At 43.5% G+C, this 23,768-nt stretch carries 27 protein-coding genes; 20 read left to right on the forward strand and 7 right to left on the reverse strand.

The annotated features are described in order from the left end of the window. Positions 1-87: 87 nt before the first annotated feature. Complete coding sequence (locus QW597_03680) at positions 88-1,137, forward strand: DMT family transporter (GenBank protein MEM0155685.1); 1,050 nt, start codon at positions 88-90, stop codon at positions 1,135-1,137. A gap of 51 nt (positions 1,138-1,188) precedes the next feature. On the opposite strand, the gene psmA is transcribed toward QW597_03680, so the two are convergent. After that, complete coding sequence (psmA, locus tag QW597_03685) at positions 1,189-1,890, reverse strand: archaeal proteasome endopeptidase complex subunit alpha (protein ID MEM0155686.1); 702 nt, start codon at positions 1,888-1,890, stop codon at positions 1,189-1,191. A gap of 166 nt (positions 1,891-2,056) precedes the next feature. On the opposite strand from psmA, the gene QW597_03690 reads away from it, so the two are divergent. The 13 genes from QW597_03690 (at position 2,057) to rsmA (ending at position 10,218) form a co-directional block, all read left to right on the forward strand. Continuing rightward, a complete protein-coding gene (locus tag QW597_03690) occupies positions 2,057-2,893 on the forward strand; it encodes a TatD family hydrolase (GenBank protein ID MEM0155687.1) in 837 nt (278 codons plus the stop codon). A gap of 61 nt (positions 2,894-2,954) precedes the next feature. Further along, on the forward strand, positions 2,955-3,605 hold the full coding sequence (locus QW597_03695; GenBank protein MEM0155688.1) for a hypothetical protein: 651 nt from the start codon (positions 2,955-2,957) through the stop codon (positions 3,603-3,605). A 58-nt stretch (positions 3,606-3,663) separates the two neighbouring features. Then, the gene (locus QW597_03700; protein ID MEM0155689.1) at positions 3,664-4,359 is read left to right on the forward strand and encodes a ribosome assembly factor SBDS; all 696 of its coding nucleotides are present in this window, start codon (positions 3,664-3,666) and stop codon (positions 4,357-4,359) included. A gap of 182 nt (positions 4,360-4,541) precedes the next feature. Then, positions 4,542-5,231: an exosome complex RNA-binding protein Rrp4 gene (rrp4, locus tag QW597_03705; GenBank protein ID MEM0155690.1), complete on the forward strand. Its 690-nt coding sequence runs from the start codon at positions 4,542-4,544 to the stop codon at positions 5,229-5,231. Then, positions 5,215-5,955, forward strand: a complete 741-nt coding sequence (rrp41, locus tag QW597_03710; GenBank protein MEM0155691.1) for an exosome complex exonuclease Rrp41 — start codon at positions 5,215-5,217, stop codon at positions 5,953-5,955. Before rrp4 ends, rrp41 begins: the two co-directional genes overlap by 17 nt. 1 nt (position 5,956) lies before the next feature. Further along, positions 5,957-6,739, forward strand: a complete 783-nt coding sequence (gene rrp42 / locus QW597_03715) for an exosome complex protein Rrp42 (GenBank protein ID MEM0155692.1) — start codon at positions 5,957-5,959, stop codon at positions 6,737-6,739. Between the two features lie 5 nt (positions 6,740-6,744). Then, positions 6,745-7,002 (forward strand): 50S ribosomal protein L37ae, encoded by a 258-nt coding sequence (locus tag QW597_03720; protein ID MEM0155693.1) that lies wholly within the window; start codon positions 6,745-6,747, stop codon positions 7,000-7,002. After that, positions 6,995-7,126, forward strand: a complete 132-nt coding sequence (locus QW597_03725; protein ID MEM0155694.1) for a DUF1922 domain-containing protein — start codon at positions 6,995-6,997, stop codon at positions 7,124-7,126. Before QW597_03720 ends, QW597_03725 begins: the two co-directional genes overlap by 8 nt. A 3-nt stretch (positions 7,127-7,129) precedes the next feature. After that, positions 7,130-8,299, forward strand: a complete 1,170-nt coding sequence (locus QW597_03730; GenBank protein ID MEM0155695.1) for a tRNA pseudouridine(54/55) synthase Pus10 — start codon at positions 7,130-7,132, stop codon at positions 8,297-8,299. After that, a complete protein-coding gene (locus tag QW597_03735; protein ID MEM0155696.1) occupies positions 8,300-8,599 on the forward strand; it encodes a 50S ribosomal protein L21e in 300 nt (99 codons plus the stop codon). Continuing rightward, positions 8,596-8,904: a hypothetical protein gene (locus QW597_03740; GenBank protein ID MEM0155697.1), complete on the forward strand. Its 309-nt coding sequence runs from the start codon at positions 8,596-8,598 to the stop codon at positions 8,902-8,904. The genes QW597_03735 and QW597_03740 overlap by 4 nt, the downstream gene beginning before the upstream one ends. 16 nt (positions 8,905-8,920) lie before the next feature. Beyond that, entirely contained in the window at positions 8,921-9,478 is a 558-nt protein-coding gene (locus QW597_03745) for a DUF655 domain-containing protein (GenBank protein MEM0155698.1), read from the forward strand. Further along, on the forward strand, positions 9,475-10,218 hold the full coding sequence (rsmA, locus tag QW597_03750; protein ID MEM0155699.1) for a 16S rRNA (adenine(1518)-N(6)/adenine(1519)-N(6))-dimethyltransferase RsmA: 744 nt from the start codon (positions 9,475-9,477) through the stop codon (positions 10,216-10,218). The genes QW597_03745 and rsmA overlap by 4 nt, the downstream gene beginning before the upstream one ends. Before the next feature lie 3 nt (positions 10,219-10,221). Here the strand turns inward: rsmA and QW597_03755 are convergent, their stop codons facing one another. Continuing rightward, the gene (locus QW597_03755) at positions 10,222-11,058 is read right to left on the reverse strand and encodes an SPFH domain-containing protein (GenBank protein ID MEM0155700.1); all 837 of its coding nucleotides are present in this window, start codon (positions 11,056-11,058) and stop codon (positions 10,222-10,224) included. A gap of 164 nt (positions 11,059-11,222) precedes the next feature. Here QW597_03755 and QW597_03760 point away from each other — a divergent pair, with 164 nt between their 5' ends. Beyond that, positions 11,223-11,867, forward strand: a complete 645-nt coding sequence (locus QW597_03760; GenBank protein ID MEM0155701.1) for a phosphoribosyltransferase — start codon at positions 11,223-11,225, stop codon at positions 11,865-11,867. A gap of 45 nt (positions 11,868-11,912) precedes the next feature. Here QW597_03760 and QW597_03765 read toward each other — a convergent pair whose 3' ends face one another. Further along, positions 11,913-12,845 (reverse strand): carbamate kinase, encoded by a 933-nt coding sequence (locus QW597_03765; protein MEM0155702.1) that lies wholly within the window; start codon positions 12,843-12,845, stop codon positions 11,913-11,915. Between the two features lie 217 nt (positions 12,846-13,062). On the opposite strand from QW597_03765, the gene QW597_03770 reads away from it, so the two are divergent. Continuing rightward, positions 13,063-13,881, forward strand: a complete 819-nt coding sequence (locus tag QW597_03770) for an MqnA/MqnD/SBP family protein (GenBank protein MEM0155703.1) — start codon at positions 13,063-13,065, stop codon at positions 13,879-13,881. A gap of 3 nt (positions 13,882-13,884) precedes the next feature. On the opposite strand, the gene QW597_03775 is transcribed toward QW597_03770, so the two are convergent. Then, positions 13,885-14,817, reverse strand: coding sequence for a hypothetical protein (locus tag QW597_03775; protein MEM0155704.1), 933 nt, complete (start codon positions 14,815-14,817; stop codon positions 13,885-13,887). A 164-nt stretch (positions 14,818-14,981) separates the two neighbouring features. Next, positions 14,982-16,199 (reverse strand): isocitrate dehydrogenase (NADP(+)), encoded by a 1,218-nt coding sequence (gene icd / locus QW597_03780; protein MEM0155705.1) that lies wholly within the window; start codon positions 16,197-16,199, stop codon positions 14,982-14,984. Positions 16,200-16,590: 391 nt separating this feature from the next. Here icd and QW597_03785 point away from each other — a divergent pair, with 391 nt between their 5' ends. Continuing rightward, positions 16,591-17,874, forward strand: coding sequence for an adenylosuccinate synthase (locus tag QW597_03785; GenBank protein MEM0155706.1), 1,284 nt, complete (start codon positions 16,591-16,593; stop codon positions 17,872-17,874). A 4-nt stretch (positions 17,875-17,878) separates the two neighbouring features. Here QW597_03785 and QW597_03790 read toward each other — a convergent pair whose 3' ends face one another. Beyond that, positions 17,879-18,634: an exodeoxyribonuclease III gene (locus QW597_03790; GenBank protein MEM0155707.1), complete on the reverse strand. Its 756-nt coding sequence runs from the start codon at positions 18,632-18,634 to the stop codon at positions 17,879-17,881. A gap of 143 nt (positions 18,635-18,777) precedes the next feature. Here QW597_03790 and hutU point away from each other — a divergent pair, with 143 nt between their 5' ends. Together hutU and QW597_03800 are read left to right on the forward strand one after the other, a co-directional pair. Continuing rightward, positions 18,778-20,433: a urocanate hydratase gene (hutU, locus tag QW597_03795; GenBank protein MEM0155708.1), complete on the forward strand. Its 1,656-nt coding sequence runs from the start codon at positions 18,778-18,780 to the stop codon at positions 20,431-20,433. 152 nt (positions 20,434-20,585) lie between these two features. Beyond that, positions 20,586-21,677: an NDP-sugar synthase gene (locus tag QW597_03800; GenBank protein MEM0155709.1), complete on the forward strand. Its 1,092-nt coding sequence runs from the start codon at positions 20,586-20,588 to the stop codon at positions 21,675-21,677. A 113-nt stretch (positions 21,678-21,790) separates the two neighbouring features. Here the strand turns inward: QW597_03800 and QW597_03805 are convergent, their stop codons facing one another. Then, on the reverse strand, positions 21,791-22,678 hold the full coding sequence (locus QW597_03805) for a coiled-coil protein (GenBank protein ID MEM0155710.1): 888 nt from the start codon (positions 22,676-22,678) through the stop codon (positions 21,791-21,793). Between the two features lie 198 nt (positions 22,679-22,876). Between QW597_03805 and QW597_03810 the strand changes: the two genes are divergently transcribed. Next, positions 22,877-23,731: a dihydrodipicolinate synthase family protein gene (locus QW597_03810; protein MEM0155711.1), complete on the forward strand. Its 855-nt coding sequence runs from the start codon at positions 22,877-22,879 to the stop codon at positions 23,729-23,731. The last annotated feature ends 37 nt before the right edge of the window (positions 23,732-23,768 follow it).

Here is a 23,768-nt window from a genome sequence, read left to right on the forward strand (position 1 = left end):
TACCAATTTTTAGAGGGTTTCAATGCGCTCAAGCGTATGATGTGTTACTTTATAATGTAAATTAAACTTGAACCTAAAGAGAACCGCTTGGTCATAACAAGTGGTTATTATGAACAAAAGAGCCTGCAAGGGGATTATGGGAGTATAGAAATAGCTTTCAGGTTGTTTTATAAACAGCATAATGATTTCTCAAAACTTACGAACGGAAATAGGATCTTAGGACCATCCTCGGCCATCGCAGCTGCGTTCATTTGGGCTACATACTACACTTTCATTTATTATGCAAACGGTTTCTCACAGATCCTTATTTTTTCAATCCCTGCCTTGGCTGGTTCTTCCATACTCATTTTGCCCCTCGCCATAAGAAGAAGGTCACTTGTTTTTCTGTTTGACAAAGGGGTCTTTATAACCGGAGTCCTTTATTTCGCCGAGCAGTTCACAATAATAATTTCCTCCGAGAGAAATGGGCCGGTACTTACTTCTCTTTTTGTCCTTTTCGGAGATGCCATTGTTTCTCCGCTACTGTCGATCGTATTGCGGGTTAACTCAGTCCATCTGAAATATTTGATCTTTGCTCTTTCTCTCCTAATAACTGTACCATCTTCAGCTGCGCTGGTACTTAATGGCAGTACATTGGTTGTTCCAAATATTTCTGGAATACTACTACTTGTCGGAGTGACATTATTTGTTCCAGCGTTGTTTATCGCACTGAACATACTCATTTCACAGAAAGGTTCAGAATATGCTCTCTCTGGAACTTTCTTCTGGCCGGGGCTGGTGACTCTGTTCATAGGGCTTTCCGGCATTCTCCCAACGGTAGCGGTACTGAAAGATCTGCCAGGTTTCAGTTCACTTCTATTCACGGGCTTCACTTCGATGGGATTGGCGTACTTCATGTTCTTTGAATCGTCGAGGAGAAACGGGTTCGCTATTGCGTCGGTTCTGCAGGCGCTCATTCCCGTCTTCACTCTGTTGACCATCCACTTTACCGAGAATGTTACCATCACCTCATTGGAATCTGTTCTTCTTATCTCAGCCTGTGTTGGAGCGTCGATTTCGATCTTCTCTGTAAAGCAGTTCAATAATGAGAATAGCGCGTTGTATGATTTACCCGGATCGAAAAGACACAAAACATAAGAATAAATTGAGAGGGTTTGAGAGAAATTTATCTATGTTATGAGAATAGATTCAGAGCAATTTGTCAGCTTCTTCCTTGGTATACAGCCTGAACTTTTTGCCCTCTGAGATCGTAGAAATCTCTGGAGATTTTAGTCCACCCTCTTCTTCGAGAGCCTGCTTGAGCGCCTTGATTGCAAGTGCAACTGCCTGACTCTCGGTCATGTCTTCCTTGTACTCCTTTTCTAGGAAACTCGCAACCTGATCCCTTCCGGATCCTATTGCAACAGCTTTGTATTCATTAATAGTACCAGCAGGATCGCAATCGAACAGTCTTGGTCCCAGGTTATCAATACCAGCGAAGATCATGGAAACCCCGTATGGCCGTACTCCGCCATACTGCGTGTATTGCTGCATCTGGTCTGCAACCTTTTTCACTAGGTTCTCAATATTTACTAAAGACCCGTACGTCACCTTTTCCTGCTGAGCTGCCATTCTTGCAAAGTCGATAAGGACTCTTGCATCTGCAACAAGACCGGACGTAACCGAAGCTACGTAATCATCGATAAACTGAATTTTTTCCAGAGAGTTCTGTTCTACGAGCCGGCTTCTTACTTTCTTGTCTGATATGAGAGCGACCCCATTACTGAATTTGATTCCCAATGCGGTTGAACCTTTTCTTACCGCTTCCCTTGCGTATTCAACTTGGAATAGTCTACCATCCGGTGAGAATACCGTGATAGCTCTGTCATATGCCATCTGTCCCTGCTGCATTTAATTCACCTTATCCCCATAGGGGATTCGAATAATAAATCTTTTTCATATTTTCCGCGTTCCGGCGCTTTTAATTAGGTCATATTGCGGACTAGATGAGAATAACGTGCCCTTGGAGTCATAACTTTCGGAAAATTTCATTACTACCGAGACCATGATTTACCTGTTGGATTCAATATTTGACGACCATATGCATCTCAGGGCAGACGGTTTCTTCCTGGATGCAGCCCGCAAGTTTCGTAGGGCAGGAGGAACAGCATTCAATCTAGTCAATCTGCCAGATTACTCCATCGGGCCCGCTAGATACTACGAGACGCTTTATGCACGAACAATTGGGCTCGCTGAAACCGTGAGGAGAGAGCTGAACATATGTTCCCTTGTTACTATAGGTCCATATCCCCTTGACTATTTTTACTTCGAGAAGGCCGGCTACGATCCGTGGATCATGATGACAGATGGGATCAGCCTCGCGGGAAAGATCATATCTGAAGGGAGAGCGGATGCAATAGGGGAAATTGGAAGGCCACATTTTCCCGTTGGCCAAAACGTTGTTGACCAGTGCAACGCGATGATAGAGCTTGCACTTGGGATCGCAAAGGACTGCGACTCAGCGGTTGTACTGCACACAGAGGATCTGGGAAGCGTGGCTCTTGAAAACCTTGGAAAAATGTGTGACCGCTCTGGTATCGAGAGGGAGAGGGTGATAAAACATCACGCACGCCCTGACAACCTCGGCGTAATTTCCGGTCTCTCCGCGTCCATTCTGGCCAGCAGGAGCAATATCCGAGAAGCTCTAAAGTTAACATTGGAATTCATGCTTGAGACGGATTATGTTGACGACCCAAGTAAACCTGATAAGGTTATACCGGTCGACTCAGTACCGAAAAGGGCCATCATGATCAAGGGAGAATACGATAACTGGGAAGAAATATTTCAGAAAATCTTTGTAGACGTTCCGCTAAGGGCTTACAGAAGAGAAAGTTTTCTTTGCAATGAAAAATAGGGACTGACAAGATCCTGAGAGTCTCGATTAAACCTTTTATAAATCTCTATTATGTTCATCTATGTCTCTTACCCAGACTCAGATTGATAAATTTACTGAGGAGTTGAAATCAATGCTCCGGGTGGAGACAAAGTCTAGAAAAATCAAGAAAGTTGACCATGGCTTCTACAAGAACCTTGTAGAGGTGCTCAATTCCCTTAAATTTGAAGCTGATGGTTACCTCCATAGCAATGACATCACTGGTTACATTAGAGTTAACCAGAGGATAAAGAGTATAGAAAGTGATTTCCGGGCTTTCTTCGAAAAGCGGTTTGAAAAGATTGCCGTCCTATCAATCTATGATATAGGCCTTGATCTCATTGACCTTCTCACACCAGAGGAGAGAGATTTCCTTACGAAACTGCACAATGGGATGCAAGACGAATTCAATCGAATTCTACAGAAAACGGAGGAATTAAAACCAGAAACCCCTGTGGCTCCAGCCATTGAGAAGAAGCCAGATGACAGGATCAAAGGAGTTGCTGTACCTGAAATCAGGAATGTGGAAAATAAGGATAGTGATCTTATCCCAGTAAGAATAATACAGGACCAGCCGCCAATCGCCCAGCCAGATAGAAACTATTACCTTCGGGAGAATGATATCATCTACCTGAGGGATAACTTTGCGGAACTTCTTATCAAGAGGGGAGCAGCGGTTAAAATCAATATTTAATAAAAATGACCACTTTTGGAATTACTGAAGTATATATATCCTCTAATAATTAATAGCCATGGTGAAGGTAGAGGACTCAATCGTTGCGAGGTTCGAGTCTCATGGTCACAAATTTGAGATACTTGTTGATCCGAATGCCACCGAACGTATTAAAACGGGAGATTTTGATATAAACAATGACCTTGCCAGCGACATAGTTTTCAAGGATGCCAAGAAAGGAGACCGGGCCGGGGACGAATCGCTGCTCGAAGTCTTCAAAACGACAGATATAAAGGAGATCGCATCTGAAATCGTAAAGCACGGGCAGATTCAGCTTACTACGGAGCAAAGGAAGGAAATGCTTCAGAAGAGAACGAAGCAGATCATAGAAATGATTTCGAGGGAATCCATAAATCCACAGACAAATGCACCCCACCCCCCCGCAAGAATTGCACAGGCAATGGAGGATGCAAAAGTCCACATTGATCCTTTCAAGTCCGCTGATGATCAACTAAATGGAGTGTTGAAATTGCTAAAGCCTATCATACCAATTAGGATGGAAAAGGCGAAACTAGCTATCAAGTTGGTTGGTGACGCTTATGGAAAGGTATATGGCGAACTTTCCAGGAGCGGGAACATATTGAAAGAGGAGTGGGGTAACGACGGCTCGTGGATGGGTGTAATAGAAGTCCCGGCGGGGCTACAGGGAGATGTAATGAGTGCCCTTTCCAGGAAAGCCAAGGGAAATATAGATATTAGAATACTGAAAAAGTAACGTTTCAATTGTAGCAAGAAATATATATTGTTTAACTATGAATCAGACGGATAGAGAATTGAAAAGTACTGCCGAACCACTTTATGGAGCGCCTTAATTGAAGGAGAATGGATCTGTTTTCCTCTTAAGAACGATGTGCTTAATGAAGAACGTGGTTCTTAGCAGTAAACAAAGGTGAAGTAATGACAGAAACCAAGCAGATAGTTATTCCCGGAGACGAAATAGAGAGAACAAACGAGAAGGTCCGCAATGGGGCATATAAATGTGGGCAGGATAAGTACTGCTCTGAATACTTTGGGATAATACAGAAGAGTGAACAGTTTATTGATGTCGTTCCTTTCTCGGGGCCTTATTTTCCCAGGAAAGATGATAAGATAATCGGTAAGGTTCTTGAGATTGGGCCGTCCATGTGGACCATAGATATCAACTCCCCATATCATTCTCTTCTTCACATGAACGATACCCCGTGGCGAACCTCAGCTGGTGACATAAAGAGGTATCTTTCCATTGGCGATTATATATACGGGAAGATAATGAGCATCAACGAAATAAGGGAGAGCTGGGTGACATTGAAAGACGCCGGCCTGCGGAAACTGGAAGGGGGGCATATCTTAACAATACCTGCTCCGAAAGTACCCAGAATAATAGGTAAGGGTGGTTCCATGGTGAACATGATAAAAGACGCCACTGATACCCGCATAGTGGTTGGCCAGAATGGGCTTATATGGATAGATGGGCAGCCAGACAACATAATGCTGGCTATTGACGCAATAAAGATCGTAGAAAATGAAGCTCATACAGTTGGCCTAACCGACAGGATGGAGGCATACTTGAAATCAAAGAAAGGTGAAATAGATGGGAACAACAAGTGATATAAAATTAATCGATGAAAACAACATCAGGCTTGATGGAAGAGGGCCTGATGAGCTTAGACCAATTAGGATAGAGACTAATGTACTTAACAGGGCAGACGGATCGTCCTTTATTGAGTGGGGCGGAAACAAAATAATGGTAGCAGTGTATGGGCCAAGAGAGGCTTATCCAAAGCACAACCAGGACATCAATAAGGCCATTGTGAAAGCAAGATACAACATGGCTGCGTTCTCTGTGGATGAGAGAAAGAGGCCTGGCCCTGACAGAAGATCAGTGGAGATTTCAAAGGTAATTTCCGAAGCACTTGAAGCAGCAATAATGGTTGAGTTATTCCCCCGAGCCCAGATTGATGTGTTCATTGAGGTGCTCCAGGCAGACGCCGGAACCAGAATAGCTGGTCTTACGGCCGCATCTGTGGCGGTTGCCGCAGCAGGAATTCCAATGAGAGATATGGTGGTTGGATGCACCGCCGGCAAGATAGATGGTAAGATAGTGCTAGACCTTTCAAAGGAAGAAGACAATTTTGGCCAAGCGGATCTGCCAGTGGGGGTACTTCCAAAGAGCGACAAGATCGTGCTTATGCAGATGGATGGTGACCTTTCCGTAGAGGAATTTGAGCAAGCGACTTCCATGATCCTGAAGGCAACAAAGAGGATAGCCCAGATTCAGAGGGAAGCGCTAACGAAAAAATACGAGATCCAGCAAAAGGAACAGGGTGAATGATATGCCGAAAGATGCGCTTGGAGTGCTTTCAGAGATAAAGAAAAGCTTCATAATCAAACGGATGAAAGAGGGAAAAAGAGGAGACGGAAGGAAACCGGACGAGTACAGAGAAATTAAAATACAGACCAACTACGTTCCCAGAGCCGCGGGGTCGGCGCTTGTGGAACTCGGGAAAACCAAGATACTCGTTGGCATAAAGATAGATGCTGGAGAACCTTTCCCGGATACACCCAACCTTGGTGTCTTCACTACCAACGTTGAACTTTTACCTATGGCATTTCCAACCTTTGAATCTGGTCCGCCAAATGAAATGTCCATAGAGGTAGCTCGTGTCGTGGATCGTGGAATCAGGGAATCAAAGATGATTGATTTTGAGAAACTGGTTATTGAACCTGGAAAGAAGGTATGGATCATCTTCGCAGACATCAATGTCCTGGATTATGATGGAAACCTCTTCGATGCATGCAGCTACGGTGTGGTAGCGGCTCTGAAGAGTGCCACCCTGCCTGCCTCAAGGTTCGGAGGGACAGATTCTTCGCTTCCGATTAACAATACTCCAGTCTCTGTAACGATTGTTAAACTGGACGATGTAATGGTATCCGATCCAGATCTCGAAGAGGAACAGATGTCCACTGCCAGAATTACAATTACAACCACAGAAGATGGGCACATTAGGGCAATGCAGAAAGGAGATACCGGTACGTTTGAAATGGATGAAATTCGAAAAGCTATAAAAATGAGCAGTGATACGGGTAGCATATTTCGAGAAAAATATCTGAAGTGATTTAGATGAGTAAGAGAACATTGAAGGTTGGAGCTGCTGGAAGATTTGGCCCGAGATACGGGGTCAAGAAGAAGAAAGAGTGGCTTGACATATACAAACAGAAGATCATGTTATATAAATGCCCATCCTGCAAACAGAATAAGGTCGAGCGAGTTGCATCCGGGATCTGGGAATGCAGGCACTGCGGGCATAAATTTGCCGGAGGATCCTATACTCCAGAATATGCGCCCAAAGTTGTTGAAGAGATGAGACAGAATGTATAAATGCATAAGATGTGGCAGACCTCTTGAGAAGTCTTTCGGAACTGCAGAAATTGAGTGCGAGTGCGGATCCCGTGTCTTCGTAAAAGAAAGACCATCCATTGAAAAGGTCATTGTCGCCAGATAGACGATGTATGATCTGTCTGGACTCCTAAAAGCTGGGCTCTGTACTCGTTGCATTGGCAGAGTCTTTGCAACCTTAGATACTGGACTGACAAACCTGGACCGTGGAAGGATGATACTTTTTTCTCTCCAGGCCGCAACCGGACAGCGGGTGGAGGAGAACAGCGATGCTGGCTGCCCACTATGCCATGGGATTTTCTCGGATTTTGACAGGTACTACAGGATAGTTGAGTCGGAAATTATCCAGATAGAATATAAAACATTCCTTATGGGATCTAGATTCCCGACAGAGACTCTGGAGATGGAAAAGGTAATACAGGATCAATATGGAAGTGCAGGCGAATCCATAAAGAAGGAGTTTAACCGTGAATTTGGGAAGTATTGCTCATCATTAACAGGCAAGGATGTCGACTTCGAAGCTCCGGACATAAGCATAACCGTGGACACGAGATACGACTCTGTTGAGATCCGCGTAAAGAGCCTTTACATAAGGGGAACATACACAAAACTCAGGAGAGATTTGCCTCAGACTAGATGGATCTACGGTTCTGATCTGAATGAATCCGTGGAGTCAATAATTGGGGAACCCCTGAGGGAAATGACTGGATGCGGCAATTATTTCCTCCATGCCGCAGGAAGGGAAGATGTTGATGTGAGAATGCTTGGAAATGGAAGGGAATTTGTTGTTGAAGCCCATTCTCCTCTGAAAAGGTCAATTAGTCTGGATAAACTATTGAAAGCCATAAATGACCAGAACAAGGGGGTAATCGTGTCTGACCTAAGTTATGCCGATGTATCTGCAGTGAAGACCGTCAAATCCGAGTCAAATTACAAGACCTATAGGGCAGTAATTGAAGGCGATGAACTCTTAGATCCAACAAAACTAGAAGATGTTAAGAAATATTTAAGTGGAAGAGTCATATATCAGAGAACCCCACTCAGAGTAATGAAACGAAGGGCTGACCTGGTAAGGCAGAGAAAGATAGAATGCCTCAAGTTGCTGGATGTCTCCGGAAACTGTGCGGTGATGGAAATCACTGCCGAATCTGGAACTTACATAAAGGAACTTGTAAACGGTGATAAGGGAAGAACGGATCCAAGCATATCATCTGTTTATGGCGCAGACCTTAAGGTTTCTGAACTCGACGTGATCCAGATACACAGGAGCGAAAAATAAATGACCAAAATGTCACATGGCCCAAGAGCAGGGTCCAGAAAGAAATTAACCAAGTCGGTGAAGCAGAAAGGCATGCCAACGGTAAACTCTATGCTTAAGGAATTCAACATTGGCGACCTTGCGGCTATCAAAATCAATCCATCAGTTCATTCAGGTATTCCTTTCCATAACTTCCATGGCTATACCGGCAGAATATCCGGTAAACAGGGAAGATGTTACATACTTACCATAAAAAGTGGAAGCGTGACAAAGAATATTATCGCTGCTCCGGTTCACCTTATCAAGATAGAGGGACAATGATTAAGAAAAGTTATCTCTCAATGGGAGAGGTTTTCAAGATACTTTCCGAAAAACCAGTTCATACAGAGATAGAGAGTGAAAACCTCGCTTACCTTGAAAAATTAATCAAGGTAGATCAAAAGAAGATAAAGAAGATTGAAAAGGATGTCAAGGAAATCATTAATCTACCTGACTATGTTGTAAAGAAACTTATTGACCTTGTCCCAAAGAGCAGAGAAGAAATCACCAGCATACTTTCCTCCTACAGTATTGTTGTTTCTGAAAAAGATTTAAATACGCTCTTAGGCTATTTTGAACTGCTATAACACTTAATCCGGGAGTGTGTTTGTTTTGGAAGAATATGTATATGTGTTAGATTATTTGCCACAGGGACGCCCTGAAGACAGAGGTTTCAGAAGCTTTCCCATTGTTCTCGCAATAGGAGAGGAAGAATTCAAGCTTCTGGAGATTGTTCCAAAGCCAAACGCAGTTATTTCAGTTGGAGAAAAAGTATACATAGGCAAGAATCCTGAGATGCGTACGAAGATAGTATCAGTGAAGAGGAGAATATCATACAAAGAGCTTACAAGTGCTGCTGTTAATGAGCTCCCATTTGTACTTGAATCCATTGTCAATCAGAAAGAAGAGAGATTTGTAAAATTCTTCAATGAGGCAGAGTCGATAAACACCAGAATGCACTCACTGGAACTCCTCCCCGGCCTCGGAAACAAAACGATGTGGACAATAATCGAAGAACGCAAGAAGAAGAAGTTCGATTCTTTTGAGGATCTGACAACCAGAGTGAAGACCATACACAACCCACAGAAGATGATTGCTGGAAGGATAGTGGATGAGCTTCAGGACAGATTCGAGAAGCACCGCATCTTTGTAGCAAGATGACCACACGAACCAGAATTCCAGCCAGAAAATATGGACAGGTTTTTCTCCGGGACCACAGCATTGCGGAATTCGAGGTGGATCAGCTTTTACCAAAACCTGGAGAGACCGTTCTGGAGATAGGTTCAGGGTCAGGGATACTGACATCGTTGCTTGTGGAGAAGTTCTCTCATGTTACCGGCTTAGAGCCAGACCATGTATTTTATGATGCCCTGCTTTCCGGATTTGAAAGCCAGGGATTAAAGAACAAACTGAGCATGCAAAAGAAAAGTTTCTTGGATCTTGAAGCAGGATATTACGACAAGATCATTGGCAACATACCGTACCAGATCTCGTCCCAGATAGTTTTCCACCTGAGAAAATTCGATTTCAGGCGGTGCATATTGATGGTACAGAAAGAATTCGCTGACAGGCTTATTGCGACTCCTGGAACTAGAGATTATTCCAGAATAAGCGTAAATGCTTCTCTCTTTTACAATATAAGAGAATTGAGATTTGTGCCCAGAAACTTATTTAGCCCAGTACCCAGGGTGGACTCTGAAATTATCCTAATAGAGAAAAAGACTGATCCAATGAACATGGATCATGAAGCTTTCGATAGGCTTCTTGTAAAACTGTTCTCAAATCGGAGAAAGATGATAAGAAGTATCTTAGAAAATTTTCCAGATCACCTTGCAAAGAGAAGACCAGACACCCTCAACGTAAAAGAAATAATGGAAATTTTTAATCTAGTAAAGAAATGATATCTACTGAGATTTCGAATCCTGGCCCGAGTCAGGTTTAATCTTGTTGGCAAGACCCATGAGCCCCATCACGCTGAGAGGATTGTTTTCCATTGCCCCCGCCACTGGTGTGTTGAATGGAACCATCATGAGCGTTCCCTTCCCCTCGAGGCCAATTTCGTAAAGTATATTGAGCCACCTTAGCTGGAACGCTGTTGGGTTAGAACTATACTGTGCTGCAGCTTCCACCATTTTCTGGGCAGCCTCCACTTCAGCTATAGCAAGGGTAACTCTTGATCTCCTTTCCCTTTCTGCTGAAGCCTGTCTGGACATGGCTTCTTGAAGGGCCTGAGGCACCACAACATCCCTGATCTCCACCGAGGATACTTTTATCCCCCAGTGTTCGGTCTTTTCATCAATAATCTCTCTGGCAGATTCTCCGAGTTTTTCTCTTTCTGAAAGTACCTCGTCGAAGCTGGATTTCCCAAGAACCTCCCTCAGTGTTGTCTGTGCAGAGAGATTGGTTGCATTGGAATAGTTTTCAACATTGAGTATCGCCTTTTCTGGGTCAACTATCTGAAAGTACATTACAGCATCAACATTCAGAGGCACGTTATCCTTTGAATAAGTTGATTCTGTCTTGAAAGCTACTGCCTGTATCCTTGTAGACAGCACCGCTGTAATCCTGCTGACCAGAGGCAAAACATAAACGATTCCTGGTCCCTTCATTCCGCTGTATCTTCCTAATGTCAAAACGGGAGCTCTCTGCCATTCCTTCAGTATGTGAAGGCCAGAGAGCAAGAAAAGGATAACAATAACAAGTATGAAAATCAGGAAAATTTCTACTCCACCTAGTGCCATAGAGTAGATAAAAAAAGAATGTATTTAACTCTTTGCTAATATAAATATAACAGCGTGCCTGAACATAAGTCACTTAACTTAATAGAAAAAAAAGGGTTTATTCACAACTAGAACGAGGATACGAAATAATTTAACCTGCATTTCATTTCCTTATGGATCAAAAAATGCAGTTTAAGGCCAAGATTGTTTCGTGGAAAGAGATTGAGGACTGGTGCGACAGAGTTGAAGATAAAATCATTTCGGGATTCAGGCCAGACACAATTGTCGGGATTTCCAGAGGCGGGTTAGCTCCTGGAAGAATTCTTGCTGACAGAATGTGGATCAAGGACCTTCAGAGCGTGAAGACCGAACACTGGGGTCTGACTGCAACGGTTGACGGCAAAGCCGCTATTAAAAACCGACCCATGCTCTTCATCGAAGGAAAAAAAGTGCTTCTGGTGGACGACATTACTGACACTGGAGAGAGCATGTCACTCGCAAAGGAATATCTGGAAACGTTTTCACCTGCTGAAGTAAAAACTGCTGCAATGTTGCATATAAACCGATCCAAGTTTACTCCAGACTACTATGCGGAGGAAGTCAGCAGCGAGAAGTGGACTTGGTTTATTTTCCCTTGGAACGTTTTTGAAGATATAGACAACTTGTCTGGCAGATCAATAGTCGTTCCCATGAACACAGAAGAAGTCAAGGCAGCCCTGAAGAAGGACTACGATTTGGACGTTGAGTTTGCTGTTCTTGAGCATGTACTTTCGGTTATGGAAAGAATGGGGCGCATAGCAAAATCAAAGGGAAAATGGAAAAAGAACTGATTTCAAGCGTAAATGCAAGATAACTTAAGGGAATTCGTAGAAGCTTCACTCCGTAATTATGGTCCCTGATTTCCCGGAAAGCGCCATTCTGGCGTTTTCCAGTGTAGTTATAATAACTTCTTTTCCCCCGGTTTTAATAAATCTTAACGCAGCGCTAACCTTTGGACCCATACTTCCCGCTGCAAAGACTCCACTTTCGTAATACCGTTGCATTTCCTCGGCATTTATTCGCCCGATTGCCTGCTGATCAGGTTTCCCGAAGGAAAGGTATGCATTTTCAACATCGGTGAGAATAACGAGTCTTCTTGCAGAAATGGAGGCTGCGAGTACTGACGATCCCAGATCCTTATCTATAACTGCGTCAACTCCGGCATAGTAGCCATTTGCCCTTGCTATTGGTATGCCCCCGCCACCAGTGCATACCGGTAAGAATCCATCTGACAACAGAGAAAGTATTTGCCTCTTTTCCATTACCTCAATGGGGTCCGGCGAGGGAACAAGACGTCTCCAGCCACGACCGGAGTCTTCTCTCATCACCCACTTTTTTTCTTCTATAGCCTTTTTAGCTTCTTCTTCGGTATAGAATGGCCCTATTGGTTTAGAGGGGTTAGAGAATGATGGATCATTCTTATCTACTAGTGTACGGGTCATTAGAACAGCGATGTCCCTGGATAGACCGAATTCGTATTTAGCTTTCTCATAGGCAAACGACAGGGCAAGGCCGATGAGTCCCTGTGACATTGCACCACATGAATAGAGCGGCATTGACTGAGTCACATTTCTGGAAAATTCGTTTTGAAGTAGGATATTTCCGACCTGCGGTCCATTTCCATGAGTTATTACTGCTTCATATCTGGAAAGTGTGTCCCCAAGGCTAGAGAAAGCTTCGTATGCCCTCTTTACCTGCGTATCAAAGTCGCCATTGTCCCCCTTTCTAAGCAGGGCGTTTCCACCGAATGCAATCACGATTCTTTCCATAGTAGTCACGGAAAGAACTACATTGACAGCTAGTATTTAATCTCAGAGGCTAAAATGCATCTCCGCAGCTGCCACAAATCCTTTACAGCTACTCAGCAGAAACTACCAAAATTAAGGTAACAAAAGTTTAGGCAGAAAATTCAGGATTTACAGCTCCTGATCTACAAACGTCAAAGGAATCATGAAAAGCATATTTACAATGCGGACATTAGGGGTCATGAAGCTTGTAATTGCACATACTCCCGACCCAGACGACTCATTCATGTTCTATGGAATGTTTGAGCATAAGATTAAGACCCACTATGAGTACGATCAGGTGGTTAAGGATATTGAGACGCTTAATAAAGAGGCTGTAAAGGAACTTTACGATGTCACCGCTATCTCTGCAAACGGCTATGCGGCAGTTTCCGATAAATATTATCTCACGACTTCGGGCGCGAGTTTCGGGTTGAACTATGGGCCGATAGTGGTGGCGAAGAAAACGGTAGATCTCAGAAAAGCAAAAGTAGCGACACCGGGTTTTCTGACCTCATCATACCTTCTGTACAGGATGTTTGCACCTGAGCCAGCAGGTGGGTTTGTAGAAACTCGGTTTGACAGAATACCTGAAGCAGTTTTGTCTGGAAAAGTGGATGCAGGTATACTCATCCATGACGAACAGCTAACGTATCAGAAACGTGGGCTGATAAAGGTCTTTGATGTATACGAAGAATGGAAAAAATTCGCGGGTTCGCTTCCCGTTCCTCTAGGATTTAATGCAATCAAGAAATCACTTGGCAGGGACGTTGCCATGAACTACAAGGAAGACTTTGAGAACTCAATAAAGTTCTCAATGAAAAATGAAGATGCGGCAGTTAACTATTCTCTGAAATATGCAAGGTACCAGGATATGGAACTTGAACGAAAATTCATAAGAATGTATGTTAACGATCTCTCTATAGATTTTGGAAAAGCCGGAAGAGAAGCACTGTCAAAGTATTATGCTAGGGCAACTGAAATGAAACTACTTCCTCATGTAAATCTTGAGATTATATGACCATCAGTCAGGAATGTTGAGATCTTCTGGGAAATTATAAACCTCCAGCAGCGTAACCTTCAATTTTTCAAATCTTTCCCTAGATTCATTTATAATTTCAAGGAAGTTCCTTAGATAGCTCCTGTGGAACAGAGAGTTAGCTATAGTCGTGTTCCCATCTGAAAGCTGGGTTCTGCTGAACGAACTGACCATATCACTGTTTGTTTTGTCGGCGTAGAAATTTACCAGATCATCACGTGTCGTTACTTCGTAAATCCCATCCTTTTCTGAAATTACAGTTACCTTGTTACTGTCTTTTACCTTTGGGTTATCGCATTTGTATACTGCATGTACTAGACCGTCAGAAGACGCAAATTTCAGTTCCCTGATCCATCTCAGACCTAACGGGTTTTCCTCAAATGTTTCCCTTTCAAGAACATTGAGAGTGCCCACGATGGAAAGGGGGACAAACTCGGATATTCCCCGGAGAACATCAATGAGGCTTGGTGCAGGTCCAAGTTTAAGTATATTCATCCCTGGAAACATGCCCAAATACTTACCAAGTATAGATGAAACTTGACTGCTGAATGCGGAGTGGAACCTGATGCCCATGCTCACATACCCATTGTGCAAAAATACATGATCTATTATAACCGATGGTATTTTAACTATCTCAAAGAGCAGATTCAATTCCTCATATCTATCCTTACTGCTCGATACAACCCAGTTGCCAGGAAGGTCCCTTGCATTGAGAGACTCAAGAAATATCTTTACCTCTCTGTACCTTTCAGCACCTTTCTCCATGTAAAAGAATATTGCTGGACCCTCCTTGTCGACCATAACTTTCGCTGCTGCAGATATACTGAATTTCCTGGAAATCTCAAATAACTGGTAATCATTGGTGAATGATATTAGACACTGTTTATCAAGAATGTTGTTAAACCTGTCAATTATCATGATTGTATAAAACAAGGTCACGTATGAATCTTGTCTTGTTGCTCAGAAACTTTTTATTTCCAAGAAATAAAACACTGGTCACACTCCAAAATAAAGACCAGATGTATTATCTGAATAATGGGTAATAAGGGCTCCTGCCAGCCCATTTCATTGCCTTCAGGCATTTACTTTCTGGCCGGTTTCATCCTTTTTATGACCTCATTACCGAATTCAGAGCATTTAAGGGGCTTGATGTTAAGTACCCGAGCCAGATCCTGAGTAACTTTCTGATCCTTGTAAGCCAAGGTAATGGCACTGTTGAGAATTTCAGATGACGCGTCCCAGCCAATATGCTTGAGCATCATTGCTCCAGAGAGCATTATTGAGGTTGGATTTGCGACATCCATCCCTGCGTATTTTGGGGCTGTTCCATGTACAGCCTCGAATATGGCATATACATCTCCTATGTTGGCCCCAGGCGCGATACCCAGCCCGCCCACCTGTGCAGCAAGTGCATCAGAAAGGTAGTCTCCATTCAAGTTGGTAGTGGCGATTACGTCATACTCATCTGTTCTCGTAAGGACCTGCTGGAACATGTTGTCAGTTATCCTGTCCTTTATTACTATCCGGTCAGGATACTTTTCTGGAGCTTTTATATATTCTGCCTCTGTAACTGTCTGGTCTTTGAATTCAGTCGCTGCAACTTCATACCCCCACTCCTTGAATGCACCTTCTGTATACTTCATAATATTTCCCTTATGCACGAGTGTGACACTTCGTCTCTTGTTGCTCAAGGCGTACTTAATCGCCATCCTGACCAGCCTGTTTGATCTGAATCTACTTATAGGTTTTACGCCAATTCCAGTGTCATCAGTTAGGGCAATCGAGTAAGTATCTGCCAAAAATTTTCTGAATTTTGAAGCTTCTTCTGAGTTGTATTTCCATTCTATACCTGCGTAAAGGTCTTCGGTGTTCTCCCTGAATACCACCATGTTCATCTTCTCTGGATTTTTAACTGGAGATGGTACGCCCGGGAAATATACAACCGGCCTAATATTGGCGTAAAGATCGAATATCATTCTCAGGGTTACGTTAAGGCTTCTGAATCCCTCTCCAATTGGTGTAGTCAGAGGGCCCTTGAGAGCAATTACTGTCCTCCTTATCTCGTCAAGTGAGTCCTGCGGAAGATGTTTACCGGTAGATTTGTATGCCTCTTCCCCCGCTAGGATTTTTTTCCACTCGATGTGTTTTTTGCCCTGGTAGGCTATTTCAACAGCAGCATTTATAACTGAAATAGCTGCCTTGGTAATGTCTGATCCAATTCCGTCACCTTCAATGTAACCAATTATGGCGTTATCCGGAATAACAAGTTCAGAATTATTACGAACCTCTATGTATGACACGTCTATCTTGTCATGATCGCTGACCAGGAATAATACTTTTGCCTGATATTTTCATAATTCCTAGAGGTTGTAAGTAATTCGTGGATTATGCTGATACACGCTTTAAGTCGGCTTTCTAACCGTAACTGAATTTTTGTGTGGTTAAGTGTATGATGCCAATTCGCTTTGTCCCTGTAAAGCCGATTCACCCATGAAATCAATCCATGACATTTAGTGGAATGTGTGAAACTCGCGTGATCATGAAATGATTTTTAAGAAGCTGTTATAAATAGTCTATTCTCGAGCAAACCTTTTTTATTTATCTGTGAGATAGTGGAAAGGTAGACTTGTACATTTTTATAATCTCAGGGATAAGCGCCTTCTCCAAATGTTTTGATGGGTGGGTGCAGCCATGATAACTATTGTTCTCGGACTTCAGTTTGGAGATGAAGGAAAGGGGAAGATCACTGATTTTCTGAGTGATAAGTACGATTCGGTAGTCAGGTTCAACGGCGGCAATAATGCCGGCCATACCGTGGTCAGCGAGCTCGGAAAGTTCAAATTTCACCTTTTGCCTGCTGGGAGCCTGAGAACTGGAGAAGTTGTGTTGGGGAATGGCATGGTCATAGACCCGATCAGTCTTGTAGAAGAAATTGATATGCTCAGGAAATCAAGACCCGGTCTGAAAATTCTTTTGAGCAAAAAAGCACACATCGTTACTGAAATTCATCGTTACCTGGACAAGGCGGAGGAGACCAAACGAGCTGGAGGGAACATTGGAACCACTGCTAAGGGCATAGGACCCACCTATGAGGACAAGTATGCAAGAACTGGGATCAGAGCCATCGATCTTTTATCTCTGGAAACACTGAAGAAAAAGATCGAAATAATCCACTCAATGAAACAGTCGCTTCTGGAAGGGTCAAAATTTTCTGATCCTGGCGAAAGGGAAAAAGTTGCCCAGAGTCTGTTTGATGCTGGGAAGAAACTGAAAGATTACTTCTGCGACGCACACAATATCCTCAGGCAACATGCAGATGCGGGAAAAAGCATTCTTTTCGAGGGTGCAAACGGTACTCTGCTGGACGTCGATTTCGGCGTTTACCCCTTTGTCACTTCATCCAATACAATTGCTGGATCTGTATGGGCCGGAACTGGCTTTCCGTTGAGAAAAGTTGACCGGATCACCGGGGTTGTGAAAGCTTTCACGTCCAGAGTCGGTGAGGGACCATTTCCCACTGAGTTATTTGACGATCACGGGAAGTATTTAAGGGAAAAGGGACAGGAATTTGGTACCACAACTGGAAGACCTAGAAGAATTGGTTGGCTAGATTTCCCCCTGCTCAGGTATTCAATAAAGCTGAATGATGTGGACACCTTGGCAGTTACAAGACTGGACACACTCGGAGGCATAGACACTGTAAGAGTCTGCGAATCATACAGAATCAATGGGAGAAGCGTGGATGAATATGATGGCTCCCTTGACCTGTACAAGGTAGAGCCGGTTTACGCAGACCTTAAACCCTGGAAAGCGTTCAGCGCAGAGGAGGCAAAGTCTTTCGCAGATGGTGGATTCGAATCACTCCCAGACGAGTTATATGACTACCTGAGATACATCGAAGAAGGCACAGGAAAGAAGATCGAAGTGGCTTCCATTGGGGAAACCAGGGAACTGACCATACATCGCAAAATATAGGATCTTAGCTCAATACAAGCTCGACCGGAGCGTGATCTGAGCCCTGAATATTTTCCAGAATCCTTGAGGATACGATCCGGGAAACCAGCGATGAGGAGGAGATGAAGTAATCAATTCTCCACCCTATATTTCTTGCTCTGGCGTTTCCCATGTTTGACCACCAGCTATAGTGCCCGCCGTCCTTATGAAACAGCCTGAAAGTATCGACAAAACCTGCTGCAAGAAGAGAGGAAAAGTCTTCACGCTCTTCCTTTGTGAAGCCGTGCGTGCGCTGGTTTTCCTTGGGTCTTGCTATATCCAGTTCGGTGTGGGCAACGTTGAAGTCTCCGCATGCGACTATGGGTTTTGTCTCCTGAAGGCGCAGGATACGATCCAGAAACAGTCTGTCGAATTCCCGTTTAAAGTCAAGCCTAGTCAGTTCACGCTGAGAATTAGGGAAGTACACATTGAGGAAATAGATATCATTCAAATCTGCTATCTGAACCCTACCCTCTTCATCGAATCTGCCCTCCCCAATTCCATTGGTCACAATTATTCCAGGTAACTTTGAAATCATCATAGTTCCACTATACCCTTTCCGAACCGCTGGGTTCAAAAAGCAAGTATATCCTTCCTGAGAGAGTTCCACAGGCAGGTCAAATACGTCAGTCTTTGTTTCCTGTATCGCTATGATATCTGGCTTCGTGTCCAGAACAAACTGCACAAAACCCTTCCTGACTGCAGATCTAACGCCATTTACGTTCCAGGAGATAAGTTTCATGTGGGTCAACCAGAGAATAACAGGTTTCTGTATAAAAAATAATTGGGAGGTCTACAGCAGTCGTGCCTTAACAGAATAGATTACGGGTCCCGACGGATTGAAAGGAAAATTAATCACCATAATTGCAATAAACTCAAGATATTATGCACGAAACTGTAAGTGCCCCGAGGGGATCGAAACTGAATACAAAGGGGTGGCAGCAGGAAGCTGCACTGAGGCTCCTTATGAATAACCTCGACCCGGCGGTTGCAAAGGACCCTGAAAATCTTATTGTATACGGAGGAAGGGGTAAAGCCGCTAGAAACTGGGAAGCTTTTGACAAGATAGTATCCACCCTGAAATCTCTTGAAAATGATGAAACAATGCTTGTGCAATCCGGGAAGCCGGTTGGTGTATTCCGTACGTCACCTGAAGTTCCGAGGGTGATTATTTCCAATGCTCAGATTGTACCCAAATGGGCAACTGATGACATATTCTGGGATCTTGAAAGAAAGGGTTTAACAATGTACGGGCAAATGACTGCTGGATCGTGGATATACATAGGGACTCAGGGAATCCTCCAGGGAACCTTTGAAACTCTGTATGCCCTGGCTAAAAAAGAATTCAAGACTAGTGACCTAAGGGGAAAGTGGATTCTGTCATCTGGGCTCGGAGAGATGGGCGGAGCCCAACCATTGGCTATAACCATGAACAAGGCGGTCGGAATAATTGTAGAAGTTGACGAAGAAAAGATAAAGAGGAGACTTCGGGACAGGTACCTTGATGTTGAAACAGATTCACTTGATAAAGCATTGAAAATGAAGGACGATGCGCTTAAGGATGGAAAAGCGCTGTCTATCGGACTGCTTGGAAATGCAGCAACCGTGTTTGCTGATCTAAATGGGAGGGGGATTGTCCCCGACGTTGTTACAGACCAAACCGCGGCACACGATATCAATATCGGTTACATACCAGAGGGAATGACTCTGAGGGAAGCGGAATCCCTGAGGAACAATGATATAAAAAAGTACCACAGTATGGTCTATGCCTCCATTGTAAAGGAAGTAAATGCGATTCTGGGTTTCAAGGAAAGGGGTTCAAAAGTGTTTGATTATGGAAACAACCTCAGAGGGAGGGCAAGGGAAGCCGGCATGAACAATGCGTTCGAGATACCTGGATATGTTCCTGCGTATATAAGGGACCTGTTCGCTGTAGGGTCCGGACCTTTCAGATGGGTTGCCCTTTCTGGAAACACCGAGGATATATTTAGAATCGATGATGAACTTATAAAGCTCTTCAAGGATTCAAACCGTCACCTTGTAGAATGGATCAAGCTTGCAAAGGAAAAGGTACATTTCCAAGGATTACCGGCCAGAATATGCTATGCTGCTTATGGGGAGAGAGAACAAATTGGTGTACTTATCAATAATCTGGTAAGAAGAGGTGAAATCAGTGCACCCGTTGCCATTGGCAGGGATCACCATGACACGGGTTCAGTTGCCTCTCCGTTCAGAGAGACCGAGGCAATGAAAGATGGGAGTGATGCCATTGCTGACTGGCCAGTCCTGGATGTTATACTTAACGCAATTTCAGGGGCATCCTGGGTTTCTCTGCACCATGGTGGAGGCACTGGGATTGGTAATGCCATACACGGTGGTTTTGTAATCGTAGCAGATGGCACTGAGGATGCCGAACAGAGGATAAGAAAGGTGCTTAACGCTGATCCCGGCCTCGGGGTGATACGGCATGCGGATGCAGGATATGAGTCTTCCATAGATATTATAAGAAGAAAGCCGAAATTCAGGACCCCGTATTTCTGACTTCCCTCTTTATTCCTATTTAGCATGACTGAGAGGAATACTTGTTCTCATAGCCCCTTACTACATGCAAGCGAAAAGACTTTTGAATAAAACTCACAACAACTTGCCGGAGTGACGGGAAATAATAAATTTGATTTCATATATTGGTAGCCATGACTCTGAAAGCAGTTATCATGGCAGGAGGCAAAGGTACACGCCTCAGGCCGATAACCTATTCAATACCTAAACCTCTGGTCCCAATAGCTGGAAAACCATGCATTGGTTATGCTCTAGATTCTTATTTCAAGGCAGGCATAAAAAATGCAATCATAACGACCGGTTATAAATTCGAATCCCTGATCTCTGGTGTTCTGGCATTCAAAAATGAAGATCAGAATATACTGTTCTCGGTGGAGAAGGAACCTGCAGGAACCGCGGGCAGCGTGAAACTTGTTTCAAAATTCATAGACGAAACGTTCATTGTTGGGAGCGGAGATACCCTTTCTGATTTCAACATAAGTAATATTCTCAAATTTCATAGGGAAAAAAAGGCCAAATTGACCATAGCCCTGACTCACGTTGACGATACTTCACAATTCGGAATTGTTGAGATGAAAGATGGTTTTATAACGCGTTTTCTTGAAAAACCCTCGCCAGAAGAGTCGTTTTCCAACCTTATAAACACTGGAATATATGTGATGGAACCTGAAATCCTTGAACACATCCCTTGCGGAATGCCGTATGACTTTGCGAAGGACCTATTCCCAGTCCTCCTCAAGGAAGGAGTAAAGATTGCAGGGTACCAAGCAGAGGGAACATGGCTTGATGCAGGTAGGCCTAAGGACATGATCGCCGCCAATCAACTAATGACTGAGAAATATGGAACAAAGATAACCGGTGAGGGTTTCAAGGGAAAAGCCATCATAAGAACACCTCTTGAAACTGTCGATAACCTGAAGCTTGAAGGTCCGATTTATGTTGGTCAGAACGTGTACATCGGAAAGAATGCGACAATAAGCAGATCAGCTATTTATGATGGAGTCAGTATAGGAGATGACGTTGTGGTCGAAGACTCCATGTTGATGGATAATAGCCGAGTGCTTAATGGAACCAGAATCGAGAAATCCGTAATCATGAAACACACTTCCATTGGGGAGAATTGCGAGATCAGTGAGAGTGTGCTTTCTCCAAACCTGAATTTACAGAGCAAATCTAGAATATATAACGTGTCTCTTTCTTCCGAAATATTGGACGATGAAAATTGATAATAAGCACTTTATTTTATTAAAAATCTCATGTAATAGGAATTTTGGATTCTGTTCGCAAACACATCAAAAGGGCACTGCCAATAAAACCTTCAGTCTTTGCAAGATAATACTCAGAGGAAACCGGCTTTCTGGAGGATCAAAAGATCTTCTGTTGTCAGCTGTTCTCCGCTTTTGAACTTCTCGAATAACGATGTTGCAGTTCTCTGAAGCTCTCCCTCTTTTTCTTTCTTCTTTGTAGACCTGGCCTTGGTCCTAAGGCTCGAAATTACCTTTTCCATATCCCGAAGATCATTTCTAGCCTGGATAAATGCCTCGTGCCTTTTCTCTGACTCCTGGCTCATTTTGATGAATTGCTCGTGGTACTCATCAGCTTTCTTCCTGACCTCGTCAAGCTCCTGAAGGGCTGTATTAATAGCTTCGCTTATTTCAGTAATCTGGTTGGAGATTCCCTCAATTTCCTTCTTGAGCGCTTCGCCCTGATTCTTCTCCACCTTGATAAGTTCATTAACTTCTCTAATTTTATCGTTTCCTTCGAGTTCAATATCCCTTTGTTTCTTCATTTTCTTGAGATCGTTTGTCAGTTTTTTTATTTCCGACACGATCTTCAGTTCGTCGGTCTTGTTAAGTTCAGTAGTCTGCTGGCGTATTTCCAATCTCTGAAGCTCCTTTTCCTTCAGCCTCAGATCCTTTGGATCCACTCCCTGAACATTTGAAGAATCCCTGATCTTCCGGTACTCCTTCCTGTATTCAGACAGTTTAGCGTAATGCTCTTCCTTCTCTGCCCTCATTTTTTGAACTTTGTCAATGAGTTCATTTTTCTCTGCTATCTTTTTCTTTACGTCTTCCCTCATTTCTCTTACTTTTGCGTTTAGAATATCTCTTTCTTCAGCGAAATGATGGCTTTCGTCAGAGGCTTCATCCCTCTTCCGAATCTCTTCGTCTACAATTTTCCGAACAAGTTCCCGTTTCTGTTCAATTTCTTGGAGGAGGTCACTCATAATTACACATCGAGGCAGAATTTTACCTTAATCTTCCTACACAATAAATAATTTTCTACAAGAGATGTGTTTAGCACCAGTTTATTTACATTGTCGGTTTTTCTGAATTATGTTGGTCGCCGGCGGCTATTTCCCAGTAATATCTTTAGCGTGGATTTGGGTGGGATAAATTCTAATCTTGGTTTTGCATTCAACCTTATGAGTTCTGAAATTGTTATTCCGATGATAACACCATTCAGAAATAATCAACTTGATCGGGAATGCCTGCATGCTTTTATCGGTTATGCTGAAAAAAATGGATTCGATGGACTTTTCGCCGGAAGTTCAACAGGAGCTTTCGCATCTCTATCGATGGATCAGCATGGAGAATTCCTAAAATGGGTGATGGAATTCAGCCACTCAACAAGTTTGTATGCTGGAGTTACCAGAAGCAGCCTTCCGGAGACATTAAACATGGTTAAGCTTGCAACAGATCTTGGATATGAAAAACTGGTTGCCATAAACCCGTTTTATCACAAGTATTCACAGGACTCCATAGCAAGATTTTTTGATGCTATTCTTACTGCTACAGACGCTAATATTTATGCTTACAACAACCCGCCACTCAGCGGGACAGAAATTTTACCTGCCACATTGGCCAGACTGAAGACTAACCATAGCAACCTAGCTGGATTAAAGGACAGTGGGGGAAATCTTGATAGATTCAGGGAATTCCTGAAAATCCCTGGACTTAAGATATTTCAGGGAAAGGATGCTCTTCTATTCGACTCAATCAAGATTGGCGCCTCTGGCGGCGTGTGCTCGTCCGCAAACTATTGCCTAAACACCATGAAAATTGTCAGAAACGCGCCGGATTCAGAACAGATTTCAGAGAAGACAAGGAAACTTATAGATATTGTGAGCAAATATGAAACGCCTTCAATCCATAATTACCTCTTCAGAACTCAGATTCTCGGGGAAAAGAGCCCCCGAAACTATGTGAACAAGCCATATGGAGATGTCGTGGTTCCCCCCTCTGTCAATGAACTCAAAGAACTTCTCGTGCTTCCATGACATCAATTCAGGATGAAACGCAGTCTCACTCCAAGAT

Source organism: Thermoplasmataceae archaeon, from assembly GCA_038729425.1.
In the GTDB taxonomy this organism is placed as follows: Archaea; Thermoplasmatota; Thermoplasmata; order Thermoplasmatales; family Thermoplasmataceae; genus B-DKE.

Bases quoted from the DNA above. Each gene is read 5' to 3' on its own strand.
- psmA (MEM0155686.1), bottom strand. From the start codon at position 1,890: ATGCAGCAGGGACAGATGGCATATGACAGAGCTATCACGGTATTCTCA.
- QW597_03695 (MEM0155688.1), top strand. From the start codon at position 2,955: ATGTCTCTTACCCAGACTCAGATTGATAAATTTACTGAGGAGTTGAAA.
- QW597_03700 (MEM0155689.1), top strand. From the start codon at position 3,664: ATGGTGAAGGTAGAGGACTCAATCGTTGCGAGGTTCGAGTCTCATGGT.
- rrp4 (MEM0155690.1), top strand. From the start codon at position 4,542: ATGACAGAAACCAAGCAGATAGTTATTCCCGGAGACGAAATAGAGAGA.
- rrp41 (MEM0155691.1), top strand. From the start codon at position 5,215: ATGGGAACAACAAGTGATATAAAATTAATCGATGAAAACAACATCAGG.
- rrp42 (MEM0155692.1), top strand. From the start codon at position 5,957: ATGCCGAAAGATGCGCTTGGAGTGCTTTCAGAGATAAAGAAAAGCTTC.
- QW597_03720 (MEM0155693.1), top strand. From the start codon at position 6,745: ATGAGTAAGAGAACATTGAAGGTTGGAGCTGCTGGAAGATTTGGCCCG.
- QW597_03725 (MEM0155694.1), top strand. From the start codon at position 6,995: ATGTATAAATGCATAAGATGTGGCAGACCTCTTGAGAAGTCTTTCGGA.
- QW597_03730 (MEM0155695.1), top strand. From the start codon at position 7,130: ATGTATGATCTGTCTGGACTCCTAAAAGCTGGGCTCTGTACTCGTTGC.
- QW597_03735 (MEM0155696.1), top strand. From the start codon at position 8,300: ATGACCAAAATGTCACATGGCCCAAGAGCAGGGTCCAGAAAGAAATTA.
- QW597_03740 (MEM0155697.1), top strand. From the start codon at position 8,596: ATGATTAAGAAAAGTTATCTCTCAATGGGAGAGGTTTTCAAGATACTT.
- rsmA (MEM0155699.1), top strand. From the start codon at position 9,475: ATGACCACACGAACCAGAATTCCAGCCAGAAAATATGGACAGGTTTTT.
- QW597_03755 (MEM0155700.1), bottom strand. From the start codon at position 11,058: ATGGCACTAGGTGGAGTAGAAATTTTCCTGATTTTCATACTTGTTATT.
- QW597_03760 (MEM0155701.1), top strand. From the start codon at position 11,223: ATGCAGTTTAAGGCCAAGATTGTTTCGTGGAAAGAGATTGAGGACTGG.
- QW597_03765 (MEM0155702.1), bottom strand. From the start codon at position 12,845: ATGGAAAGAATCGTGATTGCATTCGGTGGAAACGCCCTGCTTAGAAAG.
- QW597_03770 (MEM0155703.1), top strand. From the start codon at position 13,063: ATGAAGCTTGTAATTGCACATACTCCCGACCCAGACGACTCATTCATG.
- QW597_03775 (MEM0155704.1), bottom strand. From the start codon at position 14,817: ATGATAATTGACAGGTTTAACAACATTCTTGATAAACAGTGTCTAATA.
- QW597_03785 (MEM0155706.1), top strand. From the start codon at position 16,591: ATGATAACTATTGTTCTCGGACTTCAGTTTGGAGATGAAGGAAAGGGG.
- QW597_03790 (MEM0155707.1), bottom strand. From the start codon at position 18,634: ATGAAACTTATCTCCTGGAACGTAAATGGCGTTAGATCTGCAGTCAGG.
- hutU (MEM0155708.1), top strand. From the start codon at position 18,778: ATGCACGAAACTGTAAGTGCCCCGAGGGGATCGAAACTGAATACAAAG.
- QW597_03800 (MEM0155709.1), top strand. From the start codon at position 20,586: ATGACTCTGAAAGCAGTTATCATGGCAGGAGGCAAAGGTACACGCCTC.
- QW597_03805 (MEM0155710.1), bottom strand. From the start codon at position 22,678: ATGAGTGACCTCCTCCAAGAAATTGAACAGAAACGGGAACTTGTTCGG.
- QW597_03810 (MEM0155711.1), top strand. From the start codon at position 22,877: ATGAGTTCTGAAATTGTTATTCCGATGATAACACCATTCAGAAATAAT.